Consider the following 18446-nt stretch of genomic DNA (forward strand, 5'->3'; position numbering starts at 1 on the left):
TCACAGATGCACGCAACCAAGGGCGACCAGCTGATCCAGCACGGCCGGGTGGTGGGTGAGCACGACAAGGTCGCGGAGATCGTCGAAGTGATGGGCGAGAAGGGCGAACCCCCGTACCGGGTCCGGTTCGAGGACGGGCACGAGGCGGTGTGCTCACCCGGCCCCGACTCGGAGATCCGGCACCGGGAGATCCGGCTGTAGCCGTACTCGTCACGGGCGCGGGGCGCGGGCCGGCCGCGCGTAGTGGTCGGCGTTCACCCGTGCCATCGCGCCGATCCGGTCGTCGGCCACGTCCTTCGCCGAGAAGTAGACGTGCCCGCGCACCTCGGGGTGCCGCTGGGCGAGGGTGAGGTGCCGGGAGAGTTCCGCCGGGTCCTGCCAGGCCGCGCCCTGCGCCGGGTCACCGGCCTTGTACAGCGCCTCGCCGACGTACAGCTCGGTCCGGCTCCCCTTGGCCACCTGGGCCCACCACGGCACGAGCTTGGCGTAGTCGGCGGCCTCCAGGCCGATGTGCCAGTACAGCTGCGGCACGATGTAGTCGATCCAGCCCTCGCGCACCCACTTGCGGGTGTCCGCGTGCAGGTCGTCGTAGGTCTGCACGCCGGCCTTGGTGTCCGAGCCCGCGGCGTCGGTGGCGGCGTTGCGCCACACCCCGAAGGGGCTGACGCCGAAGCGGGCGGCGGGCCGGATCTTCTTCACCCGCTCCGCGGTCTCGCGCACCAGCAGGTCGATGTTGTTCCGCCGCCAGGCGGCCCTGGCCGCGAAGCCGCCGCCGTACGTGCCGAACGTCCCGGCGTCGTCGAAGCTCTGGCCCGCCACCGGATACGGGTAGAAGTAGTCGTCGAAGTGGACGCCGTCCACGGCGTACTTCTCGACGGCGTCCATCATCGCGTCCTGGACGAAGGCCCGGACCTCGGGCAGCCCCGGGTCGTAGTAGAGCTTCCCGCCGTACGGCACCACCCACTCGGGGTGCTTGCGTGCCGGGTGGGACGGCACCAGGCGGCTGGGGACGTCGTGCGTGGCGACGCGGTACGGGTTGAACCAGGCGTGCAGTTCCAGGCCACGGGCGTGCGCCTCCGCGACGGCCGTGCCCAGCGGGTCCCAGCCCGGGTCCCGGCCCTGGCTGCCGGACAGGTACTCCGACCAGGGCTCGTACGCCGAGGGCCACAGCGCGTCGGCCGTGGGCCGCACCTGGAAGATCACCGTGTTGAGGCCGTGCCGGACCGCCGTGTCGAGGTGTTCGACCAGCTCCGCGCGCTGCTCGGCCGCGCGCAGCCCCGCGCGGCTGGGCCAGTCGCGGCCTGCCACCGTGGCCAGCCACATGCCTCGCATCCCGGCGGTGGCCGCGCCGCCCGCGCGGGACCCCCTGGCGGGGCCCGCCGGGGCCGAGGGGACCGGCGCCGCGGACGCCCGGGGCGCCATCGTGAACGCCGACAACGCCGCCACCGCGAAGGCACGACGCGAGACACCGCCCATGGGGAGACCTCCTGAACGCTGTGGATCCGCACGGTCACGGATCGTGTACGGGCACTCAGCATGCCCGACCCGGGAGACGGATCCGTGACCATTCGGGGGTAACGTGCTCGATCGGAGCAGGCACCGGGGACCCCGGCGTGCGTGCTGCCACAGCCGTGAAGTCAGCGAAAGGGACGATGTGACCGGCATCTCGGGAGATATCGCACGCGTCGGCGTGGTGGGCTGCGGTCAGATGGGAGCGGGCATCGCCGAGGTGTGCGCCCGCTCCGGTCTGGACGTGATGGTCGCCGAGACCACCGGCGAGGCGCTGGAGATCGGCCGGACGCGGCTGTACAACTCGCTCACCAAGGCCGCCGAGCGCGGGAAGATCACCGAGGAGGAGCGGGACGCGACGCAGGCGCGGCTGAGCTTCACCACCGACCTCGGCGAGTTCGCCGACCGTGATCTGGTGATCGAGGCCGTCGTCGAGAACGAGCAGGTCAAGACCGAGATCTTTCAGGTGCTGGACCAGGTCGTGACCCGGCCGGACGCCATCCTGGCCTCCAACACCTCCTCGATCCCGCTGGTGAAGCTGGCCGTCGCCACCTCGCGGCCCGACCACGTCATCGGCATCCACTTCTTCAACCCGGCGCCCGTGCAGCAGCTGGTCGAGCTGATCCCGGCGCTCACCACCTCCGAGGGCACGCTCAGCCGGGCTCAGCTGTTCACCGAGAAGGTGCTCGGCAAGCACGCCATCCGCGCCCAGGACCGCTCCGGCTTCGTGGTCAACGCGCTGCTGATCCCCTACCTCCTCTCGGCGATCCGGATGTTCGAGTCGGGGATCGCCAGCCGCGAGGACATCGACAACGGCATGGAGATGGGCTGCGCCCACCCGATGGGCCCGCTGAAGCTGTCCGACCTGATCGGCCTGGACACGGTCGCCTCGGTCGCGTACTCGATGTACGAGGAGTACAAGGAGCCGCTGTACGCCGCTCCCCCGCTGCTCCAGCGCATGGTCGACGCGGGCCGGCTGGGCCGCAAGAGCGGCTCGGGGTTCTACACCTACGGCTGACCAGCACGGCTGACACGCACAGTGACCGTCCTGCGGGCCCGGCGCCTTTCGAGGTGCCGGGCCCGCGGCATTCGCACGGCGTGTGAACTCCGGGCCCGCATATGCCGACCGCACACTCTCCCCACGCGCCGACCAGGCGGGTTGACTCACCATGCGCATGCAAGGGACGTGAGACGACAACGGAAAGGAGCGGTTTCGTGACCGCCGATCCCGAGCGTTCCGCCCACCTGGGAGAACTCGCAGAGTTACGGCGCCGGCTCGATGTGGCCCACGCCCGTGTCGAGGGCGGACTGGCCCTGCTCTCGCACCGTACCGAGGAGGGCGCCAAGGAGCTGGAGGACCTGAGCACCCGGCTGACCGCCCTGGAACACGCCCGCTGGCCACTGCCCTCGGTCGCGGTCGTCACGGCACTGGGCGCGCTGGCCGTGGCCGTGTGGCAGGCCCTCGGGCACTAGGCCCCGTCCTGCGCCCTGAGGTGGTGCAGCAGGAGTAACGCGGCCGCCATGTTGGCGGCCGGGACCTCCCCGCGGGCGACCAGGTCGGGAACGACCTTGAGGGGGACCCATTCCCGGCGGTCCGACTCGAAGTCGTCCACGGGGTGTCCGACGTACGTACCCTCCTCGGCCCAGTAGACGTGGTGCCGGGCGTCGGTGAGCCCGTTGGACGGCTCCACGCTCATCAGGTGGTGCAGCGGTCCCGGCCGCCAGCCGGTCTCCTCCTCCAGCTCCCTGGCCGCCGCCGCCGCGACGTCCTCGTCGTCCTCGACGACGCCGGCCGCGAGTTCCCAGCCCCAGCTGTCGGTGATGAAGCGGTGCCGCCACAGCAGGAGGACCTCGTCGGCCTCGTTCACGACCGTGGCCACGGCCACGGGGCGCATGCGTATGAGGAAGTGGTCGAGGTGCCGGCCGTCCGGCAGCCCCACATCGGCCAGATTGACGCTGAACCAGCGGTTTGAGTACACAGTTTGTTCGTTCTGCTTCGTCCACTGCACGGTTCTGCCACCTTTCCTGAGGTAGGTGGCAATATCGCAGCCGGAGCGGCCCCGCAGCAGGCGCACGGTGACCGCTCAGGACGCAGCGTTGGCGCAGGGGGACACGGGCCGGGACGTCAGAGCGGCACGCGCAGCGCCCCGTCGATGAGTTCGGCGGCCTCGGCCGTACCGGCGCAGCCGCTGCGCACCAGGTGCTCGCGCACCGCGCGGAGCCGGTCGCGCAGGCGCTGGGACTCCATTCCCCGGGCCTGTTCGGTCATCTCCACCGCGGTGGCCACCGCCTTGTCGGCGTTGCCCTGGCGCAGTTCGATGGTGCTGAGCATGGCGAGGCGGTGCACCCGGCCGCGGTCGTGCGCCGGGTTGTCGACGGCCGCGGCGGCGTGCTCGGCCGCCGCCGTCAGCTCGCCGAGGCTCAGCAGCGCCTCCGCCACCTGTACGTTGACCAGTCCGGGCTGGACATAGCCGGTCTCGTCGGGTTCGTAGCCGCGCCGGATGCGTTCGGCGGCCCGCTCGGCCCGCCGGATGCAGGACAGCGCGCTCGCGCCGTCGCCGAGGTGCGCGTACGCCTTCGCCTGCATCGCGTACAGGTCGGAGGCGAGCGCCGGGGTGATGTGCCGGCCGGCGGTCCGCAGCGCGGCCTCGGCGAAGGCGACGGCCTGCCGGTGCTCCCGCAGGAACAGCGCCTGGTTGACCAGCAGCGCGATGACGTAGGCGCCGAGGCCCCGGTCGCCGCTGGCCTTCGCCAGCCGCAGGGCCTGGTGGAAGTAGCGCTGCGCGAGGCCGTGCGCGTCGGAGTCGTACGCGCAGATGCCGGCGACCGCGACCAGGCCCCCGGTGGCGCGGTGGAGCTGGCGGCCGGTGGCGTCGGTGTAGCCGCCGCGCAGCAGCGGGGCGGCCTCGGAGTTGAGGAACCCGACGATGCGGGAGCGGGTCGCCATGCCGCCGGCCTTGCGGTACATCTGCTCGTAGTGGGCGCGGGCGCAGCGCAGCAGCTCCAGGTCGGCCGGGGTGACCCGGTGCCGTCCGCCGCGTGAGACGTCGACGTCCTCGGGCGGGTTCTCCCACTCCCACACCGGCATCACGGCGGGCGTGCCGGTGAGCGCGGGGGCGCCGAGGATGTGCGGGCGCCGCTGCTGGTCGGAGCGCCACAGGGCGGTGGCCCGCTCCACGAACCCGGACAGTGAACCGGTGTGCGGTGCGGCCGGTTCGCCGGGGACACCGAGGCCGATGTCGTCGAGGGTGACGGGCCGGTGCAGCCGGGCCGCGAGGACCTCGCAGATCAGGTCGGGCACCTGGCCGCGCGGCCGCTGCCCCTTCAACCACCGCGCGACGGCGGTGTGTTCGTATCTCAGTGCGAGCCCCCGGGACCGGCCCGCCTGGTTGACGTGCGCGGCCAGTCCCGCGTGCGAGATCCCGGCCTCGTCGAGGATCGCGTCGAGCAGGGTGTTGGGCTGCATGGGTGCCCCCCGGTGACTCGGTGCCCGACAGCGTAGTGCGTCGGGCTTCACACGGGGTGTGAACGGAGTACGCGCATCCGCAGCGTGTGTGCGCTGTCGCGGAGAGTTCCGGGCCGGTTGACTGAAGGGCCTCGAAAGAGGCCGGCCGGGCCGCCGGCTCCCCCTCGTACAGTGCGGCGGCCCGAGTGCACGCCGTCCGCCCAGCTGCCTGCCCGACACTCCGTGGCGGGGCGGACGGCTCCGCCGGTCGTGCGGGGCGAGTGAACTCCGTTCGGTGTGCGGTGCGTTGTCGGCTGCGGGCGCACTGTGGCTGGTCGCGCCCACGCGGCGGAGCCGCGAATGTCACAGCCCCGCGCCCCTGAGGGACGTCACCCGTACGCCGCTCGGGGGCGCGGGGAACTGCGCGAGCGACCACGACGCACCCGCGGCCGCCGAACCGGCAGAACCCCACACCCCTCGTGCGAACCGCTAACTACGCAGCACCGCTCCGACCCGCTCGCCCGCGAGGGCGACCGCCGCGTCCCGCGCGGCCGACGCCTCGTCGACCGTCAGCGTCCGGTCCCCCGCCCGGAAGCGCAGCGCGTACGCGAGGGACTTGCGCCCCTCACCCAGCTGCTCCGCGTTGGTGTAGACGTCGAACAGCCGGATGGACTCCAGCAGTTCACCCGCGCCCTCGCGCAGCGCGGCCTCGACCTCCGACGCCGGGACGAACTCCTCGACGACCAGGGCGACGTCCTGCGTCGCTACCGGGAAGGTGGAGATGCCCGGCGCCTGCGGGGTGTCGTGGCCGACGCCCGCCACCGCGTCGAGGTCCAGCTCCATCGCACAGGTGCGCGCGGGCAGGCCCAGCGTCTTCAGGACGCGCGGGTGCAGCTCACCGGCGTGTCCGACGACGCGGTCCTCGCCGTCCACCGTGATGAACAGCTCGGCGCAGCGGCCCGGGTGCCACGGCCCGTACTGGCCCTTGCGGATGCCCAGTTCGGCACCGGCCTCGCGGGCGACGGCCCGGGCGGACTCGACCGCGTCGGCCCAGTCGGCCGGGCGGCCCTTGCCCCACCAGCCGGCCTGCTCGCGGGCGCCGGCCAGGACGACCGCGACGTGCCGCGGCTGGTCGGGCAGCGCGGCGTCCAGCGCGGCGAGGTCCTCTCCGCTGGGGCGCCGGTCGACGGGCAGGTTGGCCGCGACGCGCTGCTCGTCGCGCGGGTGGAAGACCAGGCCGGTCTCGAAGAGGGCCAGGTCGTGCGAGCCGCGGCCGTCGTTGCGGCGCAGGGCGCCGAGCAGGCCCGGCAGCAGCGAGGTCCGCAGCGCGGGCTCCTCGTCGCTGAGCGGGTTGACCAGCTTGACGACGCGGCGGGCCGGGTCGTCGGCGTCCAGGCCGAGCTGGTCGAAGACCTGCTCGCTCACGAACGGGTAGTTCGGCGCCTCGACGTAACCGGCACCGGCCAGGGCACGCCCGACCCGGCGGTGCAGCCGCTGGCGGGCGGTCAGGCCGCGGCCCGCCGGGGGCCGGGGCAGCGTGGAGGGCAGGTTCTCGTAGCCCTCCAGCCGGATGACCTCTTCGGCCAGGTCGTTGATGTCGTCGAGGTCGGGCCGCCAGGACGGGACGGTGACGATCAGCTCGTCCTGCCCGTACACGTCGCAGCCCACCTGCTGGAGGCGGCGTACGACGGTCTCGCGGCCGTACGCCACGCCCGCGACCTTGTCCGGGTGGTCGGCCGCCACGGTGATGGTGTGCGGCACGGGCGGGGCGCTGATCTCGGTGACGCCGGCCTCGGCGGTGCCGCCCGCGAGCAGCACCAGCAGGTCGACGGTGCGCTGCGCGGCGGCGGCCGCGGCCTGCGGGTCGACGCCGCGCTCGAAGCGGCGGGACGCCTCGGAGGACAGCTTGTGCCGGCGGGCGGTGCGCGCGATGGCCACCTGGTCGAAGTGGGCGGCCTCGATGACCACGTCGCTCGTCGCGTTCCCGCCGTTCCCGGCGGCGTCGTGGTCGGCGATCTCCGTGTTGGCGCCGCCCATGACACCGGCGAGCCCGATCGGGCCGCGGTCGTCGGTGATGACCAGGTCCTCGGCGTGCAGCTTCCGCTCGACGCCGTCGAGGGTGACGATCGTCTCGCCCTCCTCGGCGCGGCGCACGCCGATCGTGCCCTGGACCAGGGAACGGTCGTAGGCGTGCAGGGGCTGGCCCAGCTCCATCATCACGTAGTTCGTGACGTCGACGGCGAGCGAGATCGGGCGCATGCCGACCTTCTGCAGCCGGCGCTGGAGCCAGATCGGGGAGCGCGCCTCGGCGCTGAGGCCGGTCACCGTGCGGGCGGTGAAGCGGTCGCAGCCGCTCGGGTCGGCGATCTTCACCGGGTAGCCGTAGGCGTTCGGCGCGGGCACATCCAGCAGGGCCGGGTCGCGCAGCGGCAGGCCGTAGGCGATGGCCGCCTCACGGGCGACGCCGCGGATGGACAGGCAGTCGCCGCGGTTGGCGGTGACGGCGATGTCCAGGACCTCGTCGACCAGTTCCAGCAGCTCGATGGCGTCCCTGCCGACCTCGGTCTCCGGCGGCAGCACGATGATGCCGTGGGTGCCGTCGTCGCCCATGCCCAGCTCGTCGCTGGAGCAGATCATGCCGTGGGACGTCTTGCCATAGGTCTTGCGGGCGCTGATGGAGAAGCCGCCGGGCAGGGTGGCGCCGGGCAGGACCACGACGACCTTGTCGCCGACGGCGAAGTTGCGGGCGCCGCAGACGATCTCCTGGGGCTCACCGGTGCCGTTGGCCTGGCCGACGTCGACCGTGCAGAAGCGGATCGGCTTCTTGAAGCCCTCCAGCTCCTCGATGGTCAGCACCTGGCCGACGACGAGGGGGCCCTTGAGGTCGGCGCCGAGGTGCTCGACGGTCTCGACCTCCAGCCCGGCCGAAATGAGCTTGGCCTGTACGTCACGGCCGGTCTCCGTCGCCGGCAGGTCGACGTACTCCCGCAGCCAAGAAAGCGGGATCCGCATCAGATCTCCATCCCGAACGGCCGGGTGAACCGGACGTCACCCTCGACCATGTCTCGCATGTCCTCGACGTTGTGGCGGAACATCAGCATCCGCTCGATGCCGAACCCGAAGGCGAAGCCGCTGTACTTCTCGGGGTCGACGCCGCAGGCGGTGAGCACCCGCGGGTTGACCATGCCGCAGCCGCCCAGCTCGATCCAGCCCTCGCTGGAGCAGGTGCGGCAGGGCCGGTCGGGGTTGCCGACGGACGCGCCCTTGCAGACGTAGCAGAGCATGTCCATCTCGGCGGACGGCTCGGTGAAGGGGAAGAAGTTCGGCCGCAGCCTGGTCTTCATCTCCGCGCCGAACAGCGACTGGACCATGTGGTCCAGGGTGCCCTTGAGGTCCGCCATGGTCAGGCCCTCGTCGATGGCGAGCAGCTCGACCTGGTGGAAGACGGGGGTGTGCGTGGCGTCCAGCTCGTCGGTGCGGTACACGCGGCCGGGGCAGATCACGTAGACCGGCAGCTCGCGGGAGAGCGCGGAGCGGATCTGCACGGGCGAGGTGTGGGTGCGCAGCACGACGCCGGACTCGGAGACGCCCTGCTCGCCCCGCACGAAGAACGTGTCGGCCTCGCCGCGGGCCGGGTGGTCCGGGCCGATGTTGAGGGCGTCGAAGTTGAACCACTCGGCCTCGGCCTCGGGGCCCTCGGCGACCTCGTAGCCCATGGCCACGAAGACGTCCTCGATGCGCTCGGAGAGCGTGGTGAGCGGGTGGCGGGCGCCGGCCGGGACCCGGTCGTGCGGCAGCGTGACGTCCACGGCCTCCTCGACCAGGACCCGCGCGTCGCGCTCGGCCTCCAGCTCGGCCTGGCGGGCGGCGAGACCCTTGTTCACGGCGCCGCGGGCCTGGCCGACGCGCTTGCCGGCCTCGGCCTTGGCGTGCGGCGGCAGGGCGCCGATCTCGCGGTTGGCCAGCGACAGCGGGGAGGTGCCGCCGGTGTGGGCGACCTTGGCCTCCTGGAGCGCGTCGAGGGAGTCCGCGGCGGCGAAGGCGGCGAGCGCCTCGTCCCGCATGCGCTCGATCTCTTCCGGTTTCAACGCCTCGACCTCGACAGGGTCGTACGACTTATTCGGTGCCGACATCTCTTCCCGTGCTTCCGATTGGCTGGCTGGGACGCCCCGTCTACGGTCCACGGACGCGGCGGAGACGCTCGTCGACGCTTCGTCTGCGGATCTGGACGCAAAGGTGCCAAAGACCGAGTCTAACGGGGCTGTGGAACGCTGATTACGCCCGCGGGGGTCGTGGGCCGCCTCTGGTGCTGCTCAGGTGAGGTACGCCGGTGCCGCCACGGGCAACGTAAATCGGAACTCCGCGCCGCCGCCGGCGGCTCGTCCGACCGTGATGGTGCCGCCGTGGGCCTCGACGATGCCCTTGACGATGTACAGCCCGAGGCCGGTGCCGCCGCGCTTGCTGCCCCGCCAGAAGCGGGTGAAGACGCGGTTCATGGACTCCTCCGGGATGCCCGCCCCCTCGTCGCTCACCGTGACCGACGTGCCGGTGTCCTCCCCCTCGCGGGGTGACGCCGTGGGCGTGACGTCAATGGTGACGGTTCCCTCGCCGTGCCGCACGGCATTTTCCAGCAGGTTGCTGAGCACCTGGTCGATCTTGTCCGGGTCGGCCCACAGGTCGGGCAGCGGCTGCGCGAGGCGGAGCAGGAACCGGTCGGCCTCCTGGCCGGCGGCGACGTACGCCTGGATGTGGCGGCCGACGGCGGCGCCGATGTCGACGGGCTGGCGGCGCACCTCGAGGCGGCCCGAGTCGATCCGGGAGATGTCGAGCAGCTCGGCGATGAGGCGGGTGACGCGGTCGGCGTCGGCGTCGACGGTCTCCAGCATCAGCCGCTTCTGGTCGTCGGTGAACCGCTCCCACTTGGCCAGCAGGGTGGCCGTGAAGCCCTTGACGGAGGTCAGCGGGGAGCGCAGCTCGTGGGCGACGGTGGCGATCAGCTCGGCGTGGCTGCGTTCGGTGCGGCGCCGGGCCTCGGTGTCGCGGAGGGTGACGACGACGCGGTGGACGGGGCCGAGGCGCTGGGCGCGGACGTAGCGGGCGGAGACGAGGACCTCCCGGCCGCCGGGCAGCAGGAGGTTGCGCTCGGGCTGGCGGACGCGGATGGCGAGGCCGCCGTAGGGGTCGGTCAGCCGCCACCAGCGCCCGCCCTCCAGGTCCTCCAGGGGCAGCGCCGTCTCCAGCCGCTGTCCGAGGGCCTGGGCGGCGGGGGTGGCGGTGATGCGCGCGGCGGCGGAGTTGAAGCAGATGACGCGGCCGTGCTCGTCCGCGACGACGAGCCCGTCGGGCAGCTGGTCCGGGTCGACGCCGAGGCCGGCGGGACCACCGGGGGTGCGCGGCGCGGGCGGACGCGGCGCCTGACGTGCTCCCGGTGCGCTGCTCGTGCCGACGCTCATCCCCGTACCCCACCTCTCAGCCGTGCGGGGGCCCTGAGCTGGTCACCCTACTAGGCCTCGGTGACGGAGCGGCACCCTCCGGCGGCGCGCTGTGCACGCGCCGACGCGTAGAGACATACGGCGGCGGCGGTGGCGAGGTTCAGACTCTCGGCCTTGCCGTGGATCGGGACGCGCAGGACGGCGTCGGTGAGGGCGCGGGTCTCCTCCGGCAGGCCCCAGGCCTCGTTGCCGAAGACCCAGGCGGTGGGGCCGCCCATGGTGCCCGCGTCCAGCTCGGCGTCGATGTCGTCCTCGCCAGCCCCGTCGGCGGCCAGGACACGCACCCCGGCGTCCCTGAGCCCGGCCACGGCCTGCTCGACGGGGACGCCGACGGCGACGGGCAGGTGGAACAGGGAGCCGACGGAGGCGCGTACGGCCTTCGGGTTGTACAGGTCGACGGAGGCGTCGGTGAGCACGACGGCCTCGGCGCCCGCGGCGTCGGCACAGCGCAGCACGGTGCCGGCGTTGCCGGGGTCGCGGACGTGGGCGAGGACGGCGACCAGCTTGGGCCGGGCGGCGAGGATCTCCTCGAACGGTGTGTCCAGGAACCGGCAGACCCCGACCAGCCCCTGCGGGGTGACGGTGGTGGAGATGTCCTCGATCACCGCCTCGGCGGCGAGGTGGACCCGGGCCCCGGCGTCCCGTGCGGCACCGACGATGTCGGCGTACCGATCGGCCGCCTCGACGGTGGCGAACAGTTCGACCAGCGTCTCCGCGTACCCGGCGGCCTCCCGCACGGCCTGCGGCCCCTCGGCCAGGAACAGCCGCTCCTTCCCCCGGAAGTTCCGCTTGGCCAGCCGCCGCGCGGCGAGGACCCGGGGGGAACGGGGGGAGATCAGCTCGGGGGCGGCGGGGCGCACTCTACTCACCTTCACAAGTAAATCGACGGGCTGAGGCGCGCCCCTTCAGGGGGCGCGGGGAACTGCGCGACCAGCCCCAACGGACCCGCGGCAGACAACGAACCGAACAACGGCAATCGAAGGGACCCGCAGGCTTCAAGCCTGCGGGTCCCTTCGACTACGGCTCAAGCCGGCGCAGCGTCACGCCGCCTTCGGCGCGTTCACGTCGCTCGGCAGCGCCTTCTGCGCGACCTCGACCAGCGCGGCGAACGCGTTGGCGTCGTTGACGGCCAGCTCGGCCAGGATCTTGCGGTCCACCTCGATGTTGGCGGCCTTCAGACCCTGGATGAAGCGGTTGTAGGTGATGCCGTTGGCGCGGGCAGCGGCGTTGATGCGCTGGATCCACAGCTGGCGGAAGTCACCCTTGCGCTTCTTGCGGTCGTTGTAGTTGTAGACCAGCGAGTGGGTGACCTGCTCCTTGGCCTTGCGGTACAGGCGCGAACGCTGACCGCGGTAGCCGGAGGCCTGCTCGAGGATCGCCCGGCGCTTCTTGTGGGCGTTGACTGCCCGCTTGACGCGTGCCACTTTTTAACTCCTTGTAGCGGGGCCGCGGTGGTGCTCACGCGGCCCGGTGTCGAATGGGTCCCGGTCCTGCCGTACGGCGCTCAGTGGCGCCCGTACGTCACTTGCCGAGAAGCTTCTTGATCTTCGCGGCGTCGCCCGGGGCCATCTCGGCGTTGCCGGTGAGGCGACGCGTCACGCGGGACGACTTGTGCTCGAGCAGGTGGCGCTTGCCGGCGCGCTCACGGAGCACCTTGCCGGAGCCGGTGATCTTGAAGCGCTTGCTGGCACCGCTGTGCGACTTGTTCTTCGGCATAGCGCCGTTCTCTCCTCGTCGGTGGCGCTCCGATGCCCGGTCGTGAAACCGGGCACGGTGGAGCGTCGCTCTTGTATCGGTTACGTCCTGGGGGCCGGAGCCCCCCGGGGTCACGCCTCGGCGGGAGCCTCGGCCGGGGCCTCGGCGTCCACGGCGTCGGTGTCCGCGGCGTTCTGCGACTTGCCGGGGTTGGCCTTCGCCTCCGCCTTGCGGGCTTCCTGCGCCTGGCGAGCCTCGGCCATCGCCTCGGTCTTCTTCTTGTGCGGACCGAGGACCATGATCATGTTGCGGCCGTCCTGCTTCGGGTTCGACTCCACGAACCCGAGGTCGGCCACGTCCTCCGCGAGACGCTGCAGCAGCCGGTAGCCGAGCTCCGGCCGGGACTGCTCGCGACCACGGAACATGATCGTGATCTTGACCTTGTCGCCCTGCTTGAGGAACCGGACGACGTGACCCTTCTTGGTGTCATAGTCGTGCGGGTCGATCTTCGGCCGGAGCTTCATCTCCTTGATGACCGTGTGCGCCTGGTTCTTGCGCGCCTCACGGGCCTTCATGGCCGACTCGTACTTGAACTTCCCGTAGTCCATGAGCTTGCACACGGGCGGACGGGCGTTCGCCGCGACCTCGACGAGGTCGAGGTCGTACTCCTGCGCAAGCTCCAGGGCCTTGGCAAGCGGGACAATCCCGACCTGCTCGCCGCTGGGACCGACAAGTCGCACCTCGGGAACGCGAATCCGGTCGTTGATGCGGGGCTCGGCGCTGATGGATCCTCCTCGGTAGCACCACGCGACGGTCTGGCGGACAGCCGCGTAACGTCTGTGTTCGATAGACCTAACCGCGCCGGCGCAACAAAAATGCCCCGGACGATCACAGGCGGGGCTCCTCATTACTACCGGAGCACCGCCGCGATGTGATCGCGGGGCGCGATTTCGGGCTGGTCGCCGCCGCTGGGACGGGACCGCCTGACCGGTGACCCGCCGCCCTGAGGACGGCCAGGTGGGAGATCGGAGCCTCCACTTGTGGGCCGGGCTCGCTGCCGTGGGGCGCGCGTGTCCGACCGGTCGTTACACAAGGTTAGCAGCTCGGCGGGGGAACGGCTAACCGAGACCGAGTGGGGCGGCGGGCCGCCCTGCGCCTATCGTGAGCGGCATGAGTGAGACCCCTGCCGAATCCTCGGCGAACCCCGACTTCGACGCCATGGCCCGCGACATCGCCGAGGTACCGGCGGTCGAGGTGATCGTGACGGTCGCCGTCAACCTGATGAGCGCCGCCGCCGTGAAGCTCGGACTGACCGAGGAGGGCGAGGCGCACAAGGACCTGGACGAGGCCCGCAAGCTGGTGCACGCGCTGGCCGGTCTGCTGGACGCGACGGCGACCGAGATCAGCTCGTTCCACGCGGCGCCGCTGCGCGACGGTCTGAAGTCGCTCCAGCTGGCCTTCCGCGAGGCGTCGCTGGTCCCGGACGAGCCGGGCCAGGGTCCGGGCGAGAAGTACACGGGCCCGGTCTACAGCTGAAACGGCTCCGGCCGGCCCCGAGCCGAGCTACCCGCGCACGTACAAGGGCTCGCCGGGCGGCGTCGCCCCGGCCGGCAGCAGTGCCAGGTCGAGGCCGCGCACCAGGCGGGCCCTCAGCGTCTCGTCGGCGGCCAGCCGCTCGGCGACGGCGCGGGCGGCCCGCGCCGGTTCGGCCCCGGGGTCCAGGAGCAGCGCGAGGGTGCCGTCGGCCTGCCCCGGCCCGAGGTGTGCCCGCAGCACGGCGGGCTCGGCCGCCAGGGCGGCGCGCACGGCGTCGGCGACGGCCGGGTCGGCGAGCGGGTCGATCGTCGTACGTCCCTCGGCCAGCGCGAGCAGCACCCGTCCGGTCAGCTCGAACGGCACCGGTCCGGCCAGGTCCAGTACGACGGTGTCCGCCTTCTCGTGCGCGGCGGCCTGGAGCGCCTGGGGCACCGGCACGGCGACGGGGCGGGCCTTCGGGTCCCAGCGGGCGAGCGACTCGGTGGACGTGAAGGCGGGCAGGGCGGTCCGGCCGCCGGCCTTCAGCGTCGGTACGGCCATGTCGCTGGTCTTCTCGCGGCGCAGCCCGCCCTCCCGTCGCCCACCACCGCCCTTCCGAGGAGCTTCGCGCCCCTCTTGATCGTCCTCCTCCACCTCACCCAGGACGGCCACCACGGGCACGAGCAGCCGGGCGCTCTTCAGCGCCTCCAGCACGGGCGCCAGGGCGGTGCGGTCCTCGGCCCAGGCGGCGAGCGCCGCGCTCAGCCGGGGGTCGGCGGAGCCGTCGTCGTCGGAGAAGGCGGAGTCGGGGATGTTCTTGTTCGCCACGGTCCCTGAGCCTATCGGGGAGCGGACGGCCACCCTCACCGGCCTCTCACGGGCTGCTGGGCCACTCCGCCCTCCGCGTCACCGAGCGTGAAGCCACTGCCTAAGATCGCAGCCATGGAGCCTTCCAGAGTCCAGCGAAGACGGCGAGCCCGGAGAGCCCGACGAGCACGGCGGCGACGCGCCCTGATGTGGTGTGCCCTGGTCACGTTCGGTGTCGCAGGCGGCACGGCAGCCTGGACGGTGTACTGGCCGGGGCACGCGCGCTCCGGTGCGGGCGGCGCCGCGCCGTCGTCGGCCTCGGTGCCCGCAGGAGGGGAGGCATCGGTGAAGGCATCGGTGAAGGCATCGCCGGAGGCGTCCGTGGAGGCGCTCGAACCGGTCCGGGACCGAGACCCGCGGTTGGCCTCGGCCATGTCGTCGGTGGCCGTGGCGGACGGCGTCGAGGTGGCGGTGGCGGTGCTCGACCCGGAGACCGGTCATGGTGCCTCGTACGGCACGGGTCCCTTCACCACGGCGAGCATCGTCAAGGTCGACATCTTGGCCACGCTGCTTCTCCAGGCACAGGACGCGGGGCGGACGCTGACCGCCGCGGAGAAGGCGTACGCCGTCGCGATGATCGAGAAGAGCGACAACGAGTCGACGTCCGCGCTCTGGGAGTCGATCGGGAAGGCGGACGGGCTCGACGCGGCCAACGAGCGCTTCGGGCTCACCGCGACCGAGGGCGGGGAGGGCCCGGTGTGGGGGATGACGCAGACGACGCCCGCCGACCAGGTCGCCCTGCTGCGGCAGGTGTTCGTGGCGGACGGTTCGCAGCTGAGCGAGGCGTCGCGGGCGTATGTGCGGGGGCTGATGGAGCGGATAGCCCCTGGGCAGCGCTGGGGGGTGTCGGCGGCGGCCGACGGTTCGGGGTGGGCGCTGAAGAACGGCTGGCTGCGGCGCACCACCAGCGGGCTGTGGGTGGTCAACAGCATCGGCCGGGTCACGTCCGGTGGCCATGACCTCCTGGTCGCGGTGGTGTCGCGGGGCAGCGCGACCATGGCGGAGGGGGTCTCGCTCACCGAGGAGGCGGCGAAGGCGGCGGTGTCCGTGTTCGCCTCGGCGGGCAGCGCCGACCAGGGTCAGAAGTCGTCGTAGCGTTCGCGGCGGCCGCGCCACAGGACGACGGCCGCGACGATCATGACGCCGCCCGCGCCGCCCGCCAGCGGGGCCGCCCAGGCCGAGGTGTCGTCGTCGGAGGCGGGGGCGTCCGGCCCCGCGCCGAAGTACTTGTCGCCGTACGCCGCCGACCTCAGGCCCTGCGGTTTCAGCCGTCCGGCCGCCTCGATGGCGGCGGCGGGGTCGACGAAGCCGTAGCCGCGGGAGTCGTCGCGGCCCCCGGCCGGGGCGTTGCGGGCCGTGTCCTCCAGGAGGCTCTTGACCTGGGCCGGGGTGAGGTCCGGGTGGGCCGACTTCACCAGGGCGGCGGCGCCGGAGACGAAGGCGGAGGCGGCACTGGTTCCCCAGCCCTCGTAGTAGCGGTGGTCGGGGTCGGCGATGATCACGTCGACGCCGGGGGCGCTGACCGTGGCGTACCAGCGGCGGGTGGAGAAGGAGGCGCGGGTGCCGTAGCGGTCGACGGCGGTGGCGGCGATGACGCCCGGGTAGGCCGCCGGGTAGGAGATGTGGTCGCCCTTCTCGCCGCCGTTGCCGGCCGAGGCGACGACGACCACGCCCTTCTTCAGGGCGTACTGGATGGCCTCGTCCTCGGCGGGCTCGGGGTGGGCGGAGGCCGAGTCGTCGCCCAGGGAGAGGTTGATGATGTCGGCGCCGTGGTCGGCGGCCCAGCGGATGCCTTCGGCGAGGGCGTTGCCGCGGGTCTTGCGTGCCTTGGCGCGGGAGGGGTCGCCGTCCTCCAGGATCACCCGCAGGGGCAGGATCTTCGCCTCCGGGGCGATGCCCATGACGCCCTCGGAGTTGCCGGGCCCGTGGCCGTGACCGGCGATGATCCCGGCCATGGCGGTGCCGTGCCGGGCCCAGGCGCGGTCGCCCTCGCTCGCGCCGAAGCCGACCAGATCCTTGCCGGTGAGAACGTTGCCGGCCAGGTCCGGGTGGTCGGCCTCGACGCCGGTGTCCAGGACGGCGACGGTGACGCCGGCGCCCTTGGTGGTCTGCCACGCCTTCGCGGTGTGCATGGCGTCCAGGGACCACTGCTGGGCGCGGATGCCGTCGGCGTGCGCGGCCGGTGCCGGGACCAGGACGAGGGCGGCGGCGAGGAGGAGGCTGAGGGCTCCCGTCGTACGGGTTCCGTTCGTGTTCACGAGGGGCGCTCCGTGGGCGCGCCGACGTTCCCCCGCAGGGCGCGTTCGACGCGGTCGGCGAGGCCCTGCGCCTCATGACCGAGGCCGGCCTGGGCGGGGGCGGAGGTGGCGCCGGACTCCATGGCCTGTTCGGCGGGCTCGGGCTCGTCGACGGTGCGGTCGTCGGCCCAGCCGGAGACTGCGTAGACGACCACGGGGGCGTCGGTGAGGACGGAGACGGTCCACGAGGCCCGTTGCGGCGCGCCGAACCCGGCGGCGACGGTGCCCTCGGCGGCGTACGGCAGCGGCATGAGGTCGGTGCGGCGGCCCAGGCCCTCCTTCTCGAACCGGCCGGCCAGCGCGGTCATGGCGGCGGCGTCGGCCTCGGTGAAGAGCAGGCCGACGGTGGTGACGTGGCTCTGGGTGGCGTCGGTGTAGGTGGCGCGCAGCAGGCGCGTACAGCCGACCGGGTCGAGCACCCTGGCCAGCAGCGGGTCGAAGGCGCCGGCGCAGTCGCCGTCCGGGGCGACTGCGACCCGGGTCCAGGTGCGGTCGGCGCCGCCGGGGCCGGCGCCCCGCCCCTGGACGGTGGGCGGGAAGAGCTGGTCGACCGGCACGCTGTGCCACAGGTCCCCGGCCGCGGTGAACGCGTCGCGCGCGCCGCCGTTCCCGGAGTCACCGGCGAGCCAGCTGCCGGTGACGGCGCCGGTGACCAGTCCCAGCCCGAGTACGAGGCAGACGGCCGCGGCGACGGCCTGGGGCCTGCCGCGCCCGCCGAGCGAACGCGGCCGGGCGAGTCCGTCGTACCCCTCGGGCTCCCCGAACGACACCCAGGGCCGCCCGTCGCCCGGGGCCGCCGGGGCGCTCCAGGACAGCGCGGGGTCGGGGGCGGTGGGCGCGTCCGCCGGGCGGGCGGCGGGGCGTGACGCGGCTGCGGGCTCCGGTGCGGGCCCCCGGTCCGGCTCCGGTTCCGCCGGGACGGGGCAGAGACGCCTGGTCGTCTCGGACGGGTGCTCCGCGGGCACGGCAGGGCTGCGGGGCGGCGGTGCGGAGGTGCTCGCCGCAGGCGCGGTGGCGGGCCGGTGGGGCGACGAGTCGGGCGCGGCGCCCGCCCGGGGGGCCTCGGCAGGAACGCCGGGGCCGACGGACGGGGACGCGGGTGTCGTCGGGTGCTGTGCCTGCGGCGTGCCGCTTGCCTCCGCCATCTCCCGGCGGACGGTCGGCGGGGTGTCCGGGAAGCGGGCGGACGCCCGGGGCGGTGGCGCGGGATCGGTGTCCCGGGAGCCGCCTGGCCGAAGGCGCGGGAAGTGGTGCCGGGCGCTGCCCGGGGTGTCGGGGGCACCGTCCCGACGCGTCTGTGCGCGCTCTCCCTCCCCGCGCGGCACGATCGGGCCGGCCTCACGGCGTGGGGTCGATTCGTCCGTCCGGCGCGGAGTCGCCGGGCGGGGCGGGACTCCCGTGGACGGCGGCGCCGCGGGGCGCGGCGGAGCGTCCGGGCGGCTTACGTCCCCGCAGCGCTCACCCGTAGCGGACAGACCGCCCGGCGAAGACGGCGTGCCCGGCCGGGGCGAGGCGTCCGCCCCCAGCTCACCGCCGGAACGCAGGCGTTCGTCCCCGGAGGGCGCGACCGCCCTCGCCGAAGACGGCACCCCGGGACGCGGGGAAGCGTCCAGGCGGGGCGAGGCC

At 73.1% G+C, this 18446-nt stretch carries 18 protein-coding genes; 5 read left to right on the forward strand and 13 right to left on the reverse strand.

Annotated features, from left to right (window positions below):
• Positions 1–6 precede the first annotated feature (6 nt).
• On the forward strand, positions 7–201 hold the full coding sequence (locus tag M6G08_RS32540) for a DUF1918 domain-containing protein (protein ID WP_272590720.1): 195 nt from the start codon (positions 7–9) through the stop codon (positions 199–201).
• A 9-nt stretch (positions 202–210) separates the two neighbouring features.
• Here the strand turns inward: M6G08_RS32540 and M6G08_RS32545 are convergent, their stop codons facing one another.
• Positions 211–1476: a glycoside hydrolase family 10-like protein gene (locus M6G08_RS32545; protein ID WP_272590721.1), complete on the reverse strand. Its 1266-nt coding sequence runs from the start codon at positions 1474–1476 to the stop codon at positions 211–213.
• A 178-nt stretch (positions 1477–1654) separates the two neighbouring features.
• Between M6G08_RS32545 and M6G08_RS32550 the strand changes: the two genes are divergently transcribed.
• On the forward strand, positions 1655–2527 hold the full coding sequence (locus M6G08_RS32550) for a 3-hydroxybutyryl-CoA dehydrogenase (RefSeq protein WP_073730898.1): 873 nt from the start codon (positions 1655–1657) through the stop codon (positions 2525–2527).
• A gap of 197 nt (positions 2528–2724) precedes the next feature.
• Positions 2725–2982 carry a hypothetical protein gene (locus M6G08_RS32555; protein WP_272590722.1) on the forward strand — a complete coding sequence of 86 codons (258 nt, stop codon included), beginning with the start codon at positions 2725–2727 and terminating at the stop codon, positions 2980–2982.
• On the opposite strand, the gene M6G08_RS32560 is transcribed toward M6G08_RS32555, so the two are convergent.
• From M6G08_RS32560 to infC, 9 genes are all read right to left on the reverse strand, one after another.
• Positions 2979–3518 (reverse strand): NUDIX domain-containing protein, encoded by a 540-nt coding sequence (locus M6G08_RS32560; protein ID WP_272590724.1) that lies wholly within the window; start codon positions 3516–3518, stop codon positions 2979–2981. The genes M6G08_RS32555 and M6G08_RS32560 overlap by 4 nt on opposite strands.
• Before the next feature lie 116 nt (positions 3519–3634).
• The gene (locus M6G08_RS32565) at positions 3635–4975 is read right to left on the reverse strand and encodes an NsdA family TPR-like regulatory protein (RefSeq protein WP_272590725.1); all 1341 of its coding nucleotides are present in this window, start codon (positions 4973–4975) and stop codon (positions 3635–3637) included.
• A 468-nt stretch (positions 4976–5443) separates the two neighbouring features.
• Entirely contained in the window at positions 5444–7966 is a 2523-nt protein-coding gene (gene pheT / locus M6G08_RS32570; RefSeq protein WP_272590726.1) for a phenylalanine--tRNA ligase subunit beta, read from the reverse strand.
• Entirely contained in the window at positions 7966–9087 is a 1122-nt protein-coding gene (pheS, locus tag M6G08_RS32575; RefSeq protein ID WP_272590727.1) for a phenylalanine--tRNA ligase subunit alpha, read from the reverse strand. Before pheS ends, pheT begins: the two co-directional genes overlap by 1 nt.
• A gap of 180 nt (positions 9088–9267) precedes the next feature.
• Positions 9268–10407 (reverse strand): sensor histidine kinase, encoded by a 1140-nt coding sequence (locus M6G08_RS32580; protein ID WP_272590728.1) that lies wholly within the window; start codon positions 10405–10407, stop codon positions 9268–9270.
• A gap of 50 nt (positions 10408–10457) precedes the next feature.
• Entirely contained in the window at positions 10458–11306 is an 849-nt protein-coding gene (locus M6G08_RS32585; RefSeq protein WP_272591493.1) for a TrmH family RNA methyltransferase, read from the reverse strand.
• A gap of 180 nt (positions 11307–11486) precedes the next feature.
• Positions 11487–11870, reverse strand: coding sequence for a 50S ribosomal protein L20 (rplT, locus tag M6G08_RS32590; protein ID WP_016642495.1), 384 nt, complete (start codon positions 11868–11870; stop codon positions 11487–11489).
• A gap of 97 nt (positions 11871–11967) precedes the next feature.
• Positions 11968–12162 carry a 50S ribosomal protein L35 gene (gene rpmI, locus M6G08_RS32595; protein ID WP_003977225.1) on the reverse strand — a complete coding sequence of 65 codons (195 nt, stop codon included), beginning with the start codon at positions 12160–12162 and terminating at the stop codon, positions 11968–11970.
• A 110-nt stretch (positions 12163–12272) separates the two neighbouring features.
• Entirely contained in the window at positions 12273–12926 is a 654-nt protein-coding gene (infC, locus tag M6G08_RS32600; protein WP_272591494.1) for a translation initiation factor IF-3, read from the reverse strand.
• Positions 12927–13311: 385 nt separating this feature from the next.
• Between infC and M6G08_RS32605 the strand changes: the two genes are divergently transcribed.
• Positions 13312–13677, forward strand: a complete 366-nt coding sequence (locus M6G08_RS32605) for a DUF1844 domain-containing protein (RefSeq protein ID WP_272590732.1) — start codon at positions 13312–13314, stop codon at positions 13675–13677.
• Between the two features lie 27 nt (positions 13678–13704).
• Here M6G08_RS32605 and M6G08_RS32610 read toward each other — a convergent pair whose 3' ends face one another.
• Positions 13705–14484 carry an SseB family protein gene (locus M6G08_RS32610; RefSeq protein WP_272590733.1) on the reverse strand — a complete coding sequence of 260 codons (780 nt, stop codon included), beginning with the start codon at positions 14482–14484 and terminating at the stop codon, positions 13705–13707.
• 186 nt (positions 14485–14670) lie between these two features.
• On the opposite strand from M6G08_RS32610, the gene M6G08_RS32615 reads away from it, so the two are divergent.
• Positions 14671–15618: a serine hydrolase gene (locus M6G08_RS32615; protein ID WP_383141442.1), complete on the forward strand. Its 948-nt coding sequence runs from the start codon at positions 14671–14673 to the stop codon at positions 15616–15618.
• On the opposite strand, the gene mycP is transcribed toward M6G08_RS32615, so the two are convergent.
• Both mycP and M6G08_RS32625 read right to left on the reverse strand, forming a co-directional pair.
• Positions 15603–16781, reverse strand: a complete 1179-nt coding sequence (gene mycP / locus M6G08_RS32620; protein ID WP_272590736.1) for a type VII secretion-associated serine protease mycosin — start codon at positions 16779–16781, stop codon at positions 15603–15605. The genes M6G08_RS32615 and mycP overlap by 16 nt on opposite strands.
• A complete protein-coding gene (locus tag M6G08_RS32625) occupies positions 16778–17965 on the reverse strand; it encodes a hypothetical protein (protein WP_272590737.1) in 1188 nt (395 codons plus the stop codon). The genes mycP and M6G08_RS32625 overlap by 4 nt, the downstream gene beginning before the upstream one ends.
• Positions 17966–18446: the final 481 nt, after the last annotated feature.

Source organism: Streptomyces sp. M92, from assembly GCF_028473745.1.
Taxonomy (GTDB): Bacteria; Actinomycetota; Actinomycetes; order Streptomycetales; family Streptomycetaceae; genus Streptomyces.

Bases quoted from the DNA above. Each gene is read 5' to 3' on its own strand.
- M6G08_RS32540 (WP_272590720.1), top strand. From the start codon at position 7: ATGCACGCAACCAAGGGCGACCAGCTGATCCAGCACGGCCGGGTGGTG.
- M6G08_RS32545 (WP_272590721.1), bottom strand. From the start codon at position 1,476: ATGGGCGGTGTCTCGCGTCGTGCCTTCGCGGTGGCGGCGTTGTCGGCG.
- M6G08_RS32565 (WP_272590725.1), bottom strand. From the start codon at position 4,975: ATGCAGCCCAACACCCTGCTCGACGCGATCCTCGACGAGGCCGGGATC.
- pheT (WP_272590726.1), bottom strand. From the start codon at position 7,966: ATGCGGATCCCGCTTTCTTGGCTGCGGGAGTACGTCGACCTGCCGGCG.
- pheS (WP_272590727.1), bottom strand. From the start codon at position 9,087: ATGTCGGCACCGAATAAGTCGTACGACCCTGTCGAGGTCGAGGCGTTG.
- M6G08_RS32580 (WP_272590728.1), bottom strand. From the start codon at position 10,407: ATGAGCGTCGGCACGAGCAGCGCACCGGGAGCACGTCAGGCGCCGCGT.
- rpmI (WP_003977225.1), bottom strand. From the start codon at position 12,162: ATGCCGAAGAACAAGTCGCACAGCGGTGCCAGCAAGCGCTTCAAGATC.
- M6G08_RS32605 (WP_272590732.1), top strand. From the start codon at position 13,312: ATGAGTGAGACCCCTGCCGAATCCTCGGCGAACCCCGACTTCGACGCC.
- M6G08_RS32615 (WP_383141442.1), top strand. From the start codon at position 14,671: ATGTGGTGTGCCCTGGTCACGTTCGGTGTCGCAGGCGGCACGGCAGCC.
- M6G08_RS32625 (WP_272590737.1), bottom strand. From the start codon at position 17,965: ATGGCGGAGGCAAGCGGCACGCCGCAGGCACAGCACCCGACGACACCC.